The 15200-nt window shown below is 60.8% G+C and carries 15 protein-coding genes; 9 read left to right on the top strand and 6 right to left on the bottom strand.

Annotation, left to right across the window (positions count from 1 at the left end; translation table 11 throughout):
* The first annotated feature begins 91 nt into the window (after positions 1-91).
* Complete coding sequence (gene moaA / locus ACR65T_RS09980; protein WP_434496333.1) at positions 92-1129, top strand: GTP 3',8-cyclase MoaA; 1038 nt, start codon at positions 92-94, stop codon at positions 1127-1129.
* 3 nt (positions 1130-1132) lie between these two features.
* Entirely contained in the window at positions 1133-2008 is an 876-nt protein-coding gene (locus tag ACR65T_RS09975; protein ID WP_434496332.1) for an NAD(P)-dependent oxidoreductase, read from the top strand.
* A gap of 622 nt (positions 2009-2630) precedes the next feature.
* Here ACR65T_RS09975 and arsA read toward each other — a convergent pair.
* From arsA to ACR65T_RS09950, 5 genes are read right to left on the bottom strand one after another with little or no spacing between them, the layout of a single operon-like run.
* Positions 2631-4400: an arsenical pump-driving ATPase gene (gene arsA, locus ACR65T_RS09970; protein WP_434496331.1), complete on the bottom strand. Its 1770-nt coding sequence runs from the start codon at positions 4398-4400 to the stop codon at positions 2631-2633.
* 9 nt (positions 4401-4409) lie between these two features.
* On the bottom strand, positions 4410-4766 hold the full coding sequence (arsD, locus tag ACR65T_RS09965; RefSeq protein WP_434496330.1) for an arsenite efflux transporter metallochaperone ArsD: 357 nt from the start codon (positions 4764-4766) through the stop codon (positions 4410-4412).
* Positions 4767-4776: 10 nt separating this feature from the next.
* Positions 4777-5199, bottom strand: a complete 423-nt coding sequence (gene arsC, locus ACR65T_RS09960) for an arsenate reductase (glutaredoxin) (RefSeq protein ID WP_434496329.1) — start codon at positions 5197-5199, stop codon at positions 4777-4779.
* 46 nt (positions 5200-5245) lie between these two features.
* Positions 5246-5740, bottom strand: a complete 495-nt coding sequence (locus ACR65T_RS09955; RefSeq protein ID WP_434496328.1) for an ArsI/CadI family heavy metal resistance metalloenzyme — start codon at positions 5738-5740, stop codon at positions 5246-5248.
* Positions 5709-6002 carry an ArsR/SmtB family transcription factor gene (locus tag ACR65T_RS09950; protein ID WP_434496358.1) on the bottom strand — a complete coding sequence of 98 codons (294 nt, stop codon included), beginning with the start codon at positions 6000-6002 and terminating at the stop codon, positions 5709-5711. Before ACR65T_RS09950 ends, ACR65T_RS09955 begins: the two co-directional genes overlap by 32 nt.
* Between ACR65T_RS09950 and ACR65T_RS09945 the strand changes: the two genes are divergently transcribed.
* Both ACR65T_RS09945 and ACR65T_RS09940 read left to right on the top strand, forming a co-directional pair.
* On the top strand, positions 5904-6203 hold the full coding sequence (locus tag ACR65T_RS09945; protein ID WP_434496361.1) for a hypothetical protein: 300 nt from the start codon (positions 5904-5906) through the stop codon (positions 6201-6203). The genes ACR65T_RS09950 and ACR65T_RS09945 overlap by 99 nt on opposite strands.
* Before the next feature lie 41 nt (positions 6204-6244).
* Positions 6245-6820 carry a LysE family translocator gene (locus ACR65T_RS09940; protein WP_434496327.1) on the top strand — a complete coding sequence of 192 codons (576 nt, stop codon included), beginning with the start codon at positions 6245-6247 and terminating at the stop codon, positions 6818-6820.
* Between the two features lie 322 nt (positions 6821-7142).
* Here ACR65T_RS09940 and ACR65T_RS09935 read toward each other — a convergent pair whose 3' ends face one another.
* Positions 7143-7364: a hypothetical protein gene (locus tag ACR65T_RS09935; protein WP_434496326.1), complete on the bottom strand. Its 222-nt coding sequence runs from the start codon at positions 7362-7364 to the stop codon at positions 7143-7145.
* Here ACR65T_RS09935 and ACR65T_RS09930 point away from each other — a divergent pair.
* The 5 genes from ACR65T_RS09930 (at position 7354) to ACR65T_RS09910 (ending at position 14002) form a co-directional block, all read left to right on the top strand.
* Positions 7354-8526, top strand: coding sequence for an urea ABC transporter substrate-binding protein (locus ACR65T_RS09930; RefSeq protein ID WP_434496325.1), 1173 nt, complete (start codon positions 7354-7356; stop codon positions 8524-8526). The genes ACR65T_RS09935 and ACR65T_RS09930 overlap by 11 nt on opposite strands.
* A 3-nt stretch (positions 8527-8529) precedes the next feature.
* Complete coding sequence (locus ACR65T_RS09925; RefSeq protein ID WP_434496324.1) at positions 8530-11301, top strand: response regulator; 2772 nt, start codon at positions 8530-8532, stop codon at positions 11299-11301.
* Between the two features lie 17 nt (positions 11302-11318).
* The gene (locus ACR65T_RS09920; protein ID WP_175094698.1) at positions 11319-11690 is read left to right on the top strand and encodes a response regulator; all 372 of its coding nucleotides are present in this window, start codon (positions 11319-11321) and stop codon (positions 11688-11690) included.
* 177 nt (positions 11691-11867) lie between these two features.
* Complete coding sequence (locus ACR65T_RS09915) at positions 11868-13511, top strand: adenylate/guanylate cyclase domain-containing protein (RefSeq protein WP_434496323.1); 1644 nt, start codon at positions 11868-11870, stop codon at positions 13509-13511.
* Positions 13512-13591: 80 nt separating this feature from the next.
* Positions 13592-14002: a transposase gene (locus tag ACR65T_RS09910; RefSeq protein ID WP_434496322.1), complete on the top strand. Its 411-nt coding sequence runs from the start codon at positions 13592-13594 to the stop codon at positions 14000-14002.
* Positions 14003-15200: the final 1198 nt, after the last annotated feature.

Here is a 15200-nt window from a genome sequence, read left to right as displayed (position 1 = left end):
CCAGCCCTTGGCGACCCAACGGGTGGGCTTCACGTGACGGCGTTCCGGCAATATATGGAGGACGCCGAATTTCCGCCGGTTCGAGGTAAGGATGAACGCCCACGCCAGGACGCCCGCGGTCGCCGCGCCGGCGCCGCTTGTCGACCCCTACGGGCGGACGATTTCCTATCTGCGCGTCTCCGTCACCGATCGATGCGATTTCCGCTGCGTCTATTGCATGTCGGAACATATGCAATTCCTGCCACGGCGCGACCTGCTGACGCTCGAGGAGCTCGACAGGCTGTGCTCCGCCTTTATCGCGCGCGGAACCAAGAGGCTGCGCATCACCGGCGGCGAGCCGCTGGTGCGCCACGACGTGATGAAGCTGTTTCGCGCCCTCTCGCGCCATCTCGACACGGGCGCGCTGGAGGAGCTGACGCTGACCACCAACGGCTCGCAGCTTGCGCGTTTCGCGGCCGAACTCGCCGACTGCGGCGTGCGGCGCGTCAACGTCTCTCTCGACACGCTCGACCCAGACCGCTTCAGAGCCCTGACCCGCACCGGCGCGCATGCGCAGGTGCTGGCGGGAATCGCCGCCGCTCGCGCCGCCGGCCTCAAAGTGAAGCTCAACGCCGTGGCGCTGAAAGGCGTGAACGAAGACGAATTCGTCCCGCTCGTGCGCTTCGCCCACGAAAACGGGATGGACATGACGTTCATCGAAGTGATGCCGCTCGGCGAACTCGACGGCCCGGAACGCGCCGACCAATATCTGCCGATGCAGGAGGTGCGCGATCGGCTGAGCGAAGCCTTCACGCTCGACGAGATCGACTATCGCACCGGCGGCCCCGCGCGTTACATGCGCGCGCGCGAAACCGGCGGGCGCATCGGCTTCATCACGCCGCTCACCCATAATTTCTGCGAAAGCTGCAATCGCGTGCGCGTCACCTGCACTGGGACGCTTTATATGTGCCTCGGCCAGGAGGATGCGGCGGACCTTCGCGCGCCGCTGCGCGAAAGCGCCGACGACGCGCTGCTGCACCAGGCGATCGAGACCGCGATTCTGCGCAAGCCCAAGGGCCACGATTTTGTGATTGATCGAACCGTGCCGGCTCCCGCCGTCTCGCGCCACATGAGCATGACGGGCGGCTGATATATGGAGCCCGCTTCCCTCGCTTTTATCGGGCTTGGCGTCATGGGTTATCCCATGGCCGGCCATCTTCATCGCGCCGGCCATAAGGTGCGGGTCTACAACCGCACCGCCGCCAAGGCCGAGAAATTCGCCGCTGAGCATCTCGGCGCGAGATGGCATCCGACTCCATCCGAAGCGGCGATGGGCGCGGAATTCGTCTTTTCCTGCGTCGGCAATGACGACGATCTGCGCGCGGTGACGATTGGCGACGGCGGCGCCTTCGCCGGCATGTCGGCGGGAGCGATCTTCGTCGACCATACGACGGCTTCGGCGGAAGTTGCGCGGGAACTCCACGCCGTGGCGGCCGAGCGCGGCTTCGGCTTCATCGACGCGCCCATTTCCGGTGGCCAGGCCGGAGCCGAAAAGGGCGCGCTGACCGTCATGTGCGGCGGCGATCCGTCGAGCTTCGCCAAGGCGGAGCCGGTGATCGCCTGCTACGCGCGGGCGTGCCGGCTGATGGGGCCGCCGGGGGCCGGGCAGCTCACCAAGATGGTCAACCAGATCGCCATTGCCGGCCTCGTCCAGAGCCTGGCGGAGGCGCTGCATTTCGCCGGCGCCGCCGGCCTCGACGCAGAGAACGTCGTCGATCTCCTCAAGAACGGCGCGGCGCAATCGTGGCAGATGGAAAATCGCACGAAAACAATGGTCGCGAGCGATTTCGACTTCGGCTTCGCCGTCGAATGGATGCGCAAGGACCTTGCGATCTGCCTCGCCGAGGCGCGGCGCAATGGCGCGCGGCTGCCGGTCGCGGCCCTGGTCGACCAATTCTACGCCGAGGTCGAGAAGATGGGCGGGCGGCGGTGGGACACGTCGAGCCTCATCGCCCGTCTTGAGCGATAGGGCGGATTTAAGGCTAAACCTTAAAATTTCGTAAATTTCGTGACTGCGGCGGAACCATTAGCGGGGCCGCTGCGTTTCTCCCCGGCAAAAGAGGAAGCGTCCAGGTTCGCATCGTTCGAGTAGCGATCTGGGGAAATTCCCGATGACCCTGTGGGAGCCCTAAATGGCCGTTTCGCGCGAAAGCCCTTTCGCAAGCCGCACGTCGCGGATTGTTCTCGGATTCACAGTCGCCATCTGCGCGGTTGCTGCTGTCGCAGCCGCGCCTTCAGCGTCTGATCCGAAGATTCAATCCACCGCCACTGGCGTCCAAGCCGCCGTGAGCCTTAGCGACGTCGGCATGCGTCCGCTTGCGCGCGGGCCGGCTATCCGAGTGGGGCGCGCCTACGGCGCGGAGGATGAAGATTGTACGCTCGTCATCACGCCGAAAACTGACGAGCGGGGTCGCGTCCGTTACATGCGTAGCGTCTCCTGCGCCAATTGACGCCGAGAGTCGCGCACCCGGATTAGGCCAAAGGGGCTGGCCTTGGGCGAGGATCGTTCGGAAACGGACGTCTTCGCCTTTTTCTTTTTTCCGGTCGAATGATCCCCTCGCCCCTTGCAGGCCGAACAGGTGACGAGCGTTTTAGGCCGCTTCGGTCGCATAGGCCGCCAATTCGAGAAGTCGCGGCGCCCCGACCGGCTCGTCCCTTAGCAGCGGCACGACGGCGTAGCGCCGCGCATGTATCATTGCGACTTTCTCCACCTCATACAGTTCGTTCTTGGCGCGCTGTTGCAACAAGGGTGAGTGTGGGCGCGCCGCAGCCACGCTGTTATTGATGACCCATGCCCATGGCTCGATTCCGGCGCGCCGCAAATCCGCTTGCAGATTTGCCGCTTCGAGGACCGGCGTCGTTTCCGCCAGGGTGACAAGAAGGATTTTCGTCCGCTTCGGGTCCTGAAGCTGCATCATCGGCGTCGAGTAATGCGCGCCCTTGGCGTCCAGCATCCGCGCGACCTCGCGATGATATGCGCCTGTCGCATCCAACAGCAGCAGCGTGTGGCCGGTCGGCGCGGTGTCCATGACGACGAATTTCTCACCCGCCTCACGGATGATCCGCGAGAAGGCCTGAAAGACGGCGATTTCTTCCGTGCAAGGAGAGCGCAAATCCTCTTCGAGCAGGGCGCGCCCCTGCGCGTCGAGCTTTGCGCTCTTCGTCTTCAGCACCTCTTGCCGGTAGCGTTCGGTTTCGGCGTGCGGGTCGATGCGGCTCACGGTCAGATTGTCGAGCGAACCATGCAGCGTTTCGGCGAGATGCGCGGCAGGATCGGAGGTGGTGAGATGGACAAGCAGTCCGCGATGCGCCAACTCGACGGCGACAGCCGCCGCAAGCGTCGTCTTGCCGACGCCGCCCTTGCCCATCAGCATGACGAGGCCATGACCATCGGCGGCGATGCCGTCCACCAGTTCCGAGAGGCTGGGCGCGTGCAGCTCGACAGGTTCGCCGACTGCTGCGTCCAGGAGCGGCGGCGGCGCAACGAGGAGCTGGCGTAACGCATCGAGCCCGACCAAATTGAAAGGCTTCAAAGGCACATAGTCGCAGGGCAACCTACGAAGCGCATCGGGCGTCGTCGCCAAAGCGGCCTGCTCGCGCGCGTAAAGCGCGGCGGCGAGCGCATCGAGCGCCGCCTCTTCCTTCGGCAGCAGACCGTTCACGACGAGGAATTGCTGATGGAGGCCAATCGCCGCCAGCTCCTCATGCGTGCGCGCGGCTTCGCGCAGCGCGGAGTTTTGTGCACGGGCGACAAGGATCAGGCGGGTGCGCTGACCGTCGGCCAAAGCGTCGACCGCGGCGCTATATTGTGCGCGCTGCTTTTCCAATCCGGCAAGCGGACCAAGGCAAGAGGCGTCGCCTTTCCCCGCCTCAAGGAAGCCGCTCCACGCGACGGGAAGCTGCAGCAGGCGGATGGTGTGGCCGGTCGGGGCCGTATCGAAAATGATATGGTCGTATCCCGATGTAATGGCGGCGTCCGTCAACAGCGCGGTGAATTCATCGAAGGCGGCGATTTCCGTCGTGCAGGCTCCGGAAAGCTGCTCTTCGATACCCTTCACCACGGCTTCGGGAAGCTTGCCGCGCACGGGGCCGACAATGCGATCGCGATAGGCTTTCGCGGCCGCCTGTGGGTCGATTTCCAGCGCGAACAGGTTCGGCACGGCGTCAATCGCCGTGATTTTGTCGCCGATGCCGACCCCGAACACCTGCCCGACATTCGAGGCCGGATCGGTGCTGACGAGCAGCACGCGGCGTCCGGCTTCCGCGAGCTCTATCGCCGTCGCGCAGGCGATCGATGTTTTCCCAACGCCGCCTTTGCCCGTGAAGAAAAGGAAGCGCGGAGCCTGTTCAAGAAATTTCATATCGACCTTTCAGCAGCACGACGAGCCGCTACAGCACGCGCCTGATTTCGCTTCCTCGACCTCTTTGAGGCCCGCCCAGCGCGCAAGCTCCCCGCGGTTTGGATAGCGTCCGGCGAGCGCGATTTCGCCGTCAATGAGGATCAGCGGCAGCGCTTCCTGCCCCGAGCGTTCGAGGAAGCTTTTAACGCTCGCATTTTCAGCAAAGACCATGGGCTCCTGGGCGAGATTGAAGCGCTCGATGTGCGCGCCGTTCTGCTTCGCCCAATCAACGTCGGCGGCAAAGGTCACGAGCGCCTGATCGGTCTCGACGCCGCAGACGCCGGTGCTGCAACACAGGGCGGGATCAAAAACTTGAATGGTTGTCATTTTCGTCCTTTCAGGATTGAGGTTGGGCAGCCCTGCCCACGACGACTTCGCCATCTTCCTTGATGAACTCGCCAATGCCGGGATTGGGCAGAATGTCGAGCACTGTTTCCGAGGGACGGCACAGCCGTGCGCCCTTGGGCGTCACGACGATTGGACGGTTGATGAGGATCGGGTGTTCGAGCATGAAGCCGACCAACTCCTCTTCCGTCCACTTTGGATCGCCAAGGCCAAGCGCGTCATAGGGCGCGCCCTTCCGGCGCAGCAGCTCGCGCGCTGAAATGCCCATGGCTTTGAGTAGCTCGACAAGTCGCTCGCGCGTTGGCGGGTCTTTCAGATATTCGATGACGACCGGCTCTTCGCCGCTTTGGCGGATCATCGCCAGCGTGTTGCGCGACGTGCCGCAGGCGGGGTTGTGATAGATGGTGATGGTCATCGCTCAGCCGTCCGTTTTGTGGTCGTGGCTTGCGCCTGAAACGGTCTCAGTCATTCTGAGCTCCAGAACAACAGGCGGCTTCAATCACAGGCGCTGGCTTCGCGCCGCAGCAGGGGGTGGACTCCCCCTTGCCGCCGCTTGTGCGGAATCCCGCGAGCGCTGCGTCGTCGCCGTAAATCGCGCTTTCGCCGCTTGTTAGGAACGACTCCCACAAGAGCCCTTGCGGGTCGGACGTCCATGCTTTCTCCGACTTGGCGTAGCAGCAGGTTGTCGCGCCCTCTTCCAGCACAGGCCGTTCGGCCTGTTGCAGACGGCCATAGACTTCTTTCAGCTCTTCGGGCGTCTCGACCTCGATCCCGAGATGATCGACGCCAGCCTGTCCGCCGCGCGACGATATCGCGAAGTTCACGCGCGGATCATCCAGCTTCCATTTCGCGTAATCGGGTTTAGCGACGGTCGGCTCCGACCCGAAAAGCGCGCTGTAGAAGCGGATGGACCCCGCAAGGTCATCAACGGATACGTGCACGTGCAGGCGTTTCATGGCTTCCCTTTGGCTGGCAAGTTGAAGGAGCGGCGGCGTCGCAAGCGTCTGTTGCGCCCTGGCAGCAATTCTCGGTCATGTACGCGAGCAACGCGTTCATGACCGGATAAGCCGCCGAGTAGATCAGCGACCGGCTTTCGCGCCGAAAAGTGATGAGGTCCGCGTGCTTGAGCTGGCTCAGGTGGAAAGACAGCGTCGCCGGCGGAAGCGCGAGCCGCTCGCCGATTTGCCCCGCGGCAAGCCCCTTAGGTCCGGCTTGCATGAGCAGCCGGAAAATATCGAGCCGAGTTTCGTGACCGAGCGCGACAAGGGCGGCGATGGCGTCATGCTTTTCCATATTTCCAATATGATGGAACTATTCGCCAAGTCAAGCCCGTCCAACCGCCAGGTCGGGCTTGCCTGCGATAATGGAATTCTTCAAAATCGCGCCATGTCCGCTTCCATTTGTTGGAGTCAAATTTGACCTTCTCGGTTTGGTTAGCCTTCGCCGCCGCGTCTGCCGTCATGGGGTTGATCCCGGGACCGGGCGTCGCCGCGATCGTCGGTTACGCGCTCGGCTCGGGCCGCAAGACGGCGCTGGCCTCCGTCGCTGGCATGACGGTGGGTAACGCGATTGCGATGACGTTATCGCTTGTCGGCGTTGGCGCGCTACTCGCCGCCTCGGCGCTAGCGTTCTCGGCGCTAAAGTGGGTTGGCGCGTTATATCTGATCGTTCTAGGCCTCTACACGTTCTTCAAAACCAGCCGGGCCACATCAGCAGAACTAAAGATCGACGCAATCTCTCCACGCACCGCATTTCTTGGGAATGTCGCCGTCGGCGTCCTTCACCCCAAGACCATCATCTTTTACGTATCCTTCGTGCCCCAGTTCATCGATGCGAACGGCAGTTATGCGTTGCAAGCGGCGGTGCTAACGGTGACATTCTGCTTAATCGTGGCCGCCACAGACGCAGGCTACGCACTGGCGGCTTCCGCAGCACGATCATTGCTCTCCCGCTCTGATGTTGCGGTCTGGACGAAGCGCGCCAGTGGCGGCGTTCTTGTCGCCGCAGGAGTGGCGACGGCGACGGCCAAGACGTGAGAACATAAGCAGCGTGATGCGCAGCAGAGCGAGGCGGAGGCGCGCAGAGCCGCGCTGTATGTTGAACGCGCGCCGACGACGGCGAGCGCGTCAGTCGCAGGAACATTCCGCTGCGGCTCTCCACGCGTTCGCGAAGCGTCATCATCTCGTCGGTCATCGGCGGCTCCTTGATTGCGTTGGCGTGTCGCCACTCGATCTTGCCGGCGTTTCGTCCATGACCACCGCGAGCCCTCGCTCGCTACCGCGCTATGAAAAGCGCGCTTCGCGACCAGCTTGCTCTCGCCCTACTACACCGCCACGATCAAAATCATCGCCTATGCATTCATACAATTAACTGCACCTTGACGGCGCGCGCCTGGAAGGCGAGGCGGCGATCGAGTAAAACGACGTCCAGTTTCGATCTTAACAAACTCGGAAGCAGGATACGGCCAATGGCCCTCGATACTCGCAGCGCGTGGAAAGGCTTTATCGCGGTCGCTGTCGCCGCCGCGACCGCATTCGCCGCGACGATGTTCTTTTTCAGGGCGGAAAGCTTGCCGATCAAAGTCGGCATCCTGCATTCGCGCTCTGGGCCGATGGCGATCAGCGAAAATTCAATGGTCGACGCGGAGCTGCTGGCGATTGAGGAGATCAATGCGAAGGGCGGCTTACTGGGACGCAAGATTCAGCCGATCATCGCCGACGGCAAATCCGATTGGCCGACCTTCGCGAAAGAGGCCGAGCGCCTGATCTCCCAGGAAAACGTATCCGTGATCTTCGGATGCTGGACCTCCGCCAGCCGTAAGACGGTCGCGCCCATCATCGAAAAATATGGTCAGCTCTTGGTCTATCCCATGGCCTATGAGGGGCTCGAACAGTCTCCCAACATTATCTACACGGGTGCGGCGCCCAATCAGCAGGTCATTCCGGCGATCAAATGGAGCCTCGATCATATTGGCAAAAAATTCTATCTGATCGGCTCGGATTATGTTTGGCCGCACAGCATCAATGAAATCATGAAGGACACGATCCGCGCGCTTGGCGCGGAGCTTGTGGGCGAAGATTATATTTTCTTCGGAAGCTCCAACGTCTCCAGGGCGGTCCAAAAAATCCAGATGGCGCAGCCGGACGTTATAATCAGTTCGGTGGTGGGCGATTCAAACAGGGCGTTCTATCAGGCGCTGACCGACGCTGGGCTTTCCGCTGACAAATTGCCCGTTGTCTCCGTCAGCATCGGCGAGGAGGAGCTTCGCAGCCTGCCGATTGCGAGCCTCCAAGGCCATTACAGCGCCTGGAGCTATTTCGAGGCGATCAAGAAGCCGGAGAACGAGCGGTTCGTTCGCGCCTTTCGTGAAAGATATGGCGCCAACCGTGTGACGGGCGACGTTATTGCGACCTCATACTTCAGCGTCATCTTATGGGGAAAAGCGGTCCAGGAAGCGCAATCCTTCGACGTTCAGAGGGTCAAGCGCACCATGCTGACCGAGACCCTCGACGCGCCCGAAGGTCTGGTGTCGGTTGATCCTTACACGCAGCATACCTGGCGCTCATTCTCTGTCGGTAAAATTCAAACCGACGGCCGGATCGAGCTTGTCTGGACGATCGATCGCCCGATCCGGCCCGTGCCCTATCCGCCGACCCGCACAAAATCCGAGTGGGCGGAATTTCTGACCGCGCTGTACAACAGATGGGGCGGCAGATGGGCGAATCCGACAGAGGCGGACTGATCCATGAAGCTTCCCTGGCCCGATTTTCTGGGGCGCTCCATCGGCGCCAAGATCATCTTCTGGTTCCTTGCGATCAATATCGTCTCCTGCGGCCTCCTCGCCTGGCGAACCTATGATATTTCGCGAGAGTCTCTCGAGCAGGCGATTCAGACGTCGCTGCAGGTTGTCGCCAAGAAGAAAGTGGAGGAGCTGGAGACTCTGACGCTTGAAAAAATCAGAAGCGTCGAGTCTCTGATGCACAGCGCCACGATTGGCGAGGCCACCCGGGAATTTTCCGAAGCCATAAGGACGAGTGGGAGAGACTCGGACTCCTATCGCCAGGCCGTCGCGAAACACGGCCCGACGCTCAAGCGTCTTTCCGACACGTTCAACTATGTCGACTGCGCGATTGTCTCCCCCGCAGGCGTCACGCTTTTTGAGCAATCTGGCGCTGCCCTGTTCAACGCAAATTCGCTCGGCGGACCGCTCAAGGGAACGGAGCTTTCGGACACGATTAATCGGGCGCGCACATTGCTGCAGGCCGAAATCTCGGCGTTTCAGATCTACCCGGGGCTGAAAGAGCCTGCCGCCTTTATTGCGGGGCCCGTTCTGGACAACGGCGTCGAGATCGGCGTCGTCGTCTTCCAGCTCGATAATCAGGAGCTTTACAGCCTTATCAATGACTATACGGGTCTCGGCGAGACGGGAGAGGTGCTGGTCGCCGCCCGCTTGGATCAGGGCCAAATGGTCGTGGTCAATCCGCTGCGGCACGACGCTTCCAAGGCGTTCAGCATCAAAACGCCGCTCGATGGCGGCGCTTTTCCCGCGCTCGCTCGGGCGCTCGCCGGCGTCCACGGCTCGGGCCTCTTCGATGACCTCGAGAACAGGCCCGTCGTCGCCTCGTGGACCTACGTTCCCTCGTTTCGCTGGGGCATGGTCGTACAGCAGAGCACGAAGGAGGCCTTCGCGCTCACCAGCGCGCAAAAAGCGGCAACGCTCTGGCTGCTGTTCTTCATGATTCCGCCGATCATCGCTTTGGCCATGGGCGTCGCGCGCACGATCACCAAGCCGATCAAGACCGCTGTCGGCGTCGCCGAAAGGGTCGCCGCGGGGGACCTCGACGCAAATTTCGAGATTGGCAGCCGTGATGAAACGGGGCTCCTGCTGACGGCGATCCGCTCCATGACCGTGGAGCTGCGCGGACTTTACGACTCCATGGAGGACAAGATCCGGGCGCGCACGCGCGAACTTCAGCTCGCGAACGAGGAATTGTCAGTCGCGCGCGTGGCGGCCGAAGAAGCCAGCAAGACGAAAAGCGCCTTTCTGGCGAACATGAGCCATGAGCTGCGCACGCCGCTCAACGCCATCATCGGCTATAGCGAAATGCTTCAGGAGAACGCGCTCGACAACGGCGACCCAGAGCCGATCGAGGACCTGAAGCGGATCGAGAGCGCGGGCCGGCACCTGCTTGGCCTGATCAACGATATTCTCGATCTTTCCAAAATCGAAGCCGGAAAGATGGAGGTCTTCATCGAGAGGGTGGAGATCAGGCCTCTCGTGAATGAGGTCCTTTCGATCGTTCAGCCCCTCGCCGACAAGAACGGCAATACGCTTGAGCTTTGCTGCCCGGACGACGTGCGCGGCTTTCTGTCCGACGAAACGAAGGTCAAGCAGTGCCTGCTCAATCTCATGAGCAACGCGAACAAGTTCACGAGCCAGGGAAAAGTCACTCTGACCGTCGAGCGGGACGCCGACGCTTCCGTGGTTTTCCGCGTGTCGGACACGGGGCTGGGCATGACGCAGGAGCAGCTTGCCCGCCTCTTCCAGGCCTTCACCCAGGCGGACGCCTCGACCACGAAGCGCTTCGGAGGGACGGGGCTGGGGCTCGCGATCACCAGGCATTTTTGCGCGGCGCTCGGCGGCGATATCTCCGTTGAGAGCACGCTGGGCGCAGGCTCGACCTTCACGATCAGGCTTCCGGACCGGCAGGAGCCCCTCGCGGCGAAAAAACCGGCCGAGCCGACGTCGTCCCGGTCTCTCCCGACGATACTGGTCGTCGACGACGACGCGACGGCGCGCGACCTGCTCACACGAACTTTGGAGAACAAGGGCTATCACGTCGTCGCCGCCCGTCACGGGCTGGAGGCGCTGGCCCTGGCGAGACAGCACAGGCCGAATGCGATCACGCTCGATGTGATGATGCCCCAGCTCGACGGCTGGAGCGTGCTGAGGCAGCTCAAGGAGGATGACGAGCTGCGGAATATCCCCGTGATCATGGTGACGATTCTCAACGAGCGCGCGCTGGCGATTCCGCTCGGCGCGGCGGAGCTTTTGACAAAGCCCATCGACCGTCAGCGCCTGACGGCCCTGATGGCGCAATATTGCGGGGCCTCGAGCGACACGACGGTGCTCATCATCGAGGACGACTCCGCGACGCGCGAGCTCCTTCGCCGCTGCGTTTCGGGCGCCGGCTACACGGCCGAAGCCGCGATCAACGGGCGGGACGGGCTCGACTGGATCGCTGAGAACCCGGCGCCGGACCTTATCCTTCTCGACCTGATGATGCCAAATCTCGATGGCTTCGGTTTCTTGCGGGAATTGCGTAAGCGCCGCGCCTATGACCATTTGCCGGTCATTATCGTCACGGCGAAAGATCTCAGCGAAGAGGATATTTGCAAGCTGAAAGAATTTAGGGCTGACATCATCACAAAGGACCATGACTATCTTGAGGAGCTGGTGACGATTATGCGTCAGTGCCTCAATCCCAGCGCGGCGGACGCCGTCCAAGCGCATTGACATCGGAGACGGGGTCGGTGGTGAAGATTTTGCTTGTCGAAGATAATGAGATGAACCGGGATATGCTGTCGCGGCGCCTCAGGCGCAATGGCTATGAAGTCGTGATCGCCATAGATGGCCAGCAGGGCGTCGAGATGGCCGCCGCCGAATCGCCCGATCTCATCCTGATGGACATGAGCCTGCCGGTCATCGATGGCTGGGAGGCGGCCCGCCGGGTCAGAGAAAACGAAGCGACGCGCAAAATTCCGGTCATCGCCCTCACCGCCCATGCAATGGCGGGGGACCGGGAGAAGGCGATCGAAGCAGGCTGCGACGACTATGACACGAAGCCCGTCGAGATCACGCGTCTTCTGGGCAAGATCACGGCCCTGATTGAATCTGGCGCTTAGCGTCGTCTGATCGATTGTCGTCTCGAAGCTGTCGCCAGCGATGCGCGGCTGCTTTCTTATAGCCGTCGTTGCAGAGCGAACTCTGGCGACCCCACCGGTTGAAACATTTATGAGAAATACGAGTCACGCATCTTGGACGGCGGGCGTTGGCGCATTCCAGCTTTCTGGAAAAATAAGATGACGTCGCATGACTTCCGGCCGTCCGCCGACAGGAGCGATCGCGCGCTGCTTGCTTATGTGCAGCAAGAGCTGAGCGCGCCTGCCGAGGCGATTGCGGGCTATGCCGAAATTTTGCTGGACGAGGCCGAAAGGAACGGTCACGGGGAATTTCGTGACGACCTTGAGAAAATTCACGCCGCCAGCCGTTCGCTGATTGATTTCATCGCGTCACTCGTCAGTCGGTCCCGCGCGCCGACGCGAGGGCCAAGCGAGGATTCCGAGGACTATCGTCGCGACTTGCGGCACAATCTGCGCACGCCCATCAACGCCATCAAGGGATATGGCGAAATGCTGCGCGAAGACGCAGCGGGCGTCGACGACGCGCGGGCGCTGGTCTCGGACCTCAATCGGCTTTTAGAGGAGGCGTCGCGCCTGCTTGAGCGCATCGATGGCCTGGTGAGTTTTTCCCTCCCCGAAACCGAGGCGCCCGCGAAGAACGCCGAGGTCGGCGCGGAACCGGTCTCCGCCATGGTCGCACATCGCTTCGTCGTCTCCGTCCAGCCGATCTCAGAAGGCGAAGCCGACAGAGTCGCCGTATTGCCAAGTCGCATCCTCGTGGTCGACGACAACGCGTCCAATCGCGAGCTCCTGAAGCGCCGTCTGGAACGACAGGGCCACTCCGTCGCGCTGGCGGAAAATGGGTATTGCTCGCTGCAAGCGTTGAGGCAGGCGCCCTTTGATCTCATCTTGCTCGATCTGCTGATGCCGGATATCAGCGGGTTCGATGTTCTTTCGATCCTCAAGTCTGATCCTGACTTGAGAGACATTCCCGTCATCGTGATATCGGCCTTGAACGAGATCGACTCCATCGTCAGATGCATCGAAGCGGGCGCCGACGATTATCTCGCGAAACCTTTCGATCCGGTGCTTCTTCGCGCGCGCATCGGATCGTCACTGGAGAAAAAGCATCTACGGGACCGAGAGCGCGAGGCGCTCGAAGCGTTGTGCATCGAAAAGGAGCGCTCCGAGCAGCTTCTCCTCAATATTCTTCCGGCGCCGATTGTCGCGCGCCTGAAGAGCGGCGAAACGGTCATCGCGGATCATGTCAACGACGTCACGATTCTGTTTGCGGATTTCGTCGGCTTCACCGAGCTCTCCTCCAGGCTGCCGGCTCCCGAACTTGTTGGCGTGTTGGGATGCGTTTTCTCGGCCTTTGACGGGCTCGCGCTCAAATTTGGCGTCGAGAAGATCAAGACGATTGGCGACGCCTACATGGTCGCCTGTGGGCTCTTCGACAATCGCGACGATCACGCGCACGCCGTCGCGGACATGGCGTTGGCTATGGCCGAAACCCTGGACATTCTCAACGAGACATTGCCTGCGCCGCTCGAGATCAGGATGGGCATGAACTCCGGCGACGTCGTTGCGGGCGTGATCGGCGCGCACAAGTTCATTTACGATATCTGGGGCGACGCGGTGAACATCGCGAGCCGGCTGGAGTCGAACAGCCTGCCAGGCCGCATCCAGGTTTCACGATCGACCTATGAGCATCTGTGCAGGGACTTCATTTTGGCGCCGCGTGACGGCCTCGAAATCAAGGGCAAGGGCGCCATGGAAGCCTTTTTTCTGACCGGGAGAAGGCAGGGCGCAGCTTCCCGGTAATTCCGCGCCAAACGGCGAACTATCACTTTGACGTAGTAACGTCGTTATGTTGTATTGCTCCAGCATAAGGAGCAGTCGACTTGGCCGCCGATCTTTCCAACCCGATCTTTCATGACGAAACCGCGGCTCGCGAGTGGGTGGAGGCGCGGGTTTGGCCGAACGGCCCGGTTTGTCCGCATTGCAAGGAAGAGAACCGCGCTACGCTGATGCAAGGCAAGACCACCCGCGCCGGCCTCTATCAGTGCAACGCTTGCCGCCAGCCGTTCACGGTCACAGTCGGGACGCTCTATGAGCGCTCGAAAGTGCCGCTGCATACTTGGCTCGCCGTCACCTTCCTCATGATGTCGTCAAAGAAGGGCGTATCCGCCCTTCAAATCAGCCGCATGATCGACCGCCCGTATAAGACGGTCTGGTTTCTCTGCCATCGCATTCGCGAGAGCGTCCGCGATAACGCCGCTACGCCGTTCGGCGGCCCCGAACTCGCCAGTTGAGCGGACGAAACCTTCGTCGCCGGGAAGGCGAATAACCGCGCCTTCAAAGAGCCTGCGCCTAAGAAGGCGCTTCTCTCGCTGATCGATCGCGACACGACATTGCGAAGCGATGGGTAAATCGGAAACGGATGCGTCGCCAAAATGCGCAAGCCAGAGGCAGGCGCGCCCCGACAGCCAGCTTGGCGTTGCGCAACATCCTACGGGAACTGAAAATAGAGCCTCACGCCTTCGTCTTTCCCTTATGGACGCGCCCCTTGCTCGCGGGGCGCGCTTTTTTGCTCCCGGATGGTGGTGACGCAATCTTGTGTTTCGGTCCGCCCTTGACAGCCGCGTCTACGGCGCGCTCGAACCGAGACCATGCAGATTTATCTGCCGCGTCTCGGCCAAGTGATTTGGTGGTCCTTGTCATGGCCGGCAATCCTGATAAGCAGCCAACGCCACCGCCGTCAGATATCCTTCATGCCGTTGGCGCGATGATGGTAACCGCCAGCACCGTCGAGCAACAAGTCGCTTTTCAAATTCCACGCTTCATAAGTCCCGTAAACATGGTTTTAGTTCATGTTTGGCCGGGGGTAGCTTAAATGGAGTTTAGATAAAAACTTAATATGATCCGCATCATCTCATCCAAAATCGATGAAGTAACAAAACACCATATTTTTAGTGCTGTGATTAAATAAATAATATATATATTAATTACGACATAATACATAATATCATGTATTTCACCAGGATGAAAAAATCTTGGCGACCTCGCTTCCAGAGTTCAACGCGGACTCATCGGCCGGAGTTCCTGGATAACCCTTGTGGTGACCGCTAACAAAATCAATGACACAGCTTGTAAGTTGTTCGTTTGGTCGAATGAGCTTGAGCAACGCCTTGCTAATCTCGGGTCGCCATACAAGGCGCTGAAATGAATCGACGCATCACCCGACTTGACGCCCGGAAGGGCGCAATCGTCCCAAATCGCTCGCTCGTCGCCCCAAGCCTGTCGGCTGCAGTCTACCATTTGCATCTACTATGTTAAAGTGATAGTTGCACAAAATTTAGCAAGGGGCTGTGTTTATTACTGTCTTAACATTCGTCGGGCAGTTGGCGTAGGAACCTAAGTAAATACATGTTGACTTGATCTGTGGTATCGAATAGCGAATATGCTGCAGTGCAACCTGGGCCAAGAAAATTATGGTCGAAGCAGCCTATT

It is taken from the genome of Methylocystis sp., assembly GCF_051061285.1.
In the GTDB taxonomy this organism is placed as follows: Bacteria; Pseudomonadota; Alphaproteobacteria; order Rhizobiales; family Beijerinckiaceae; genus Methylocystis.
This window is presented reverse-complemented; position numbering and strand designations above follow the sequence as displayed.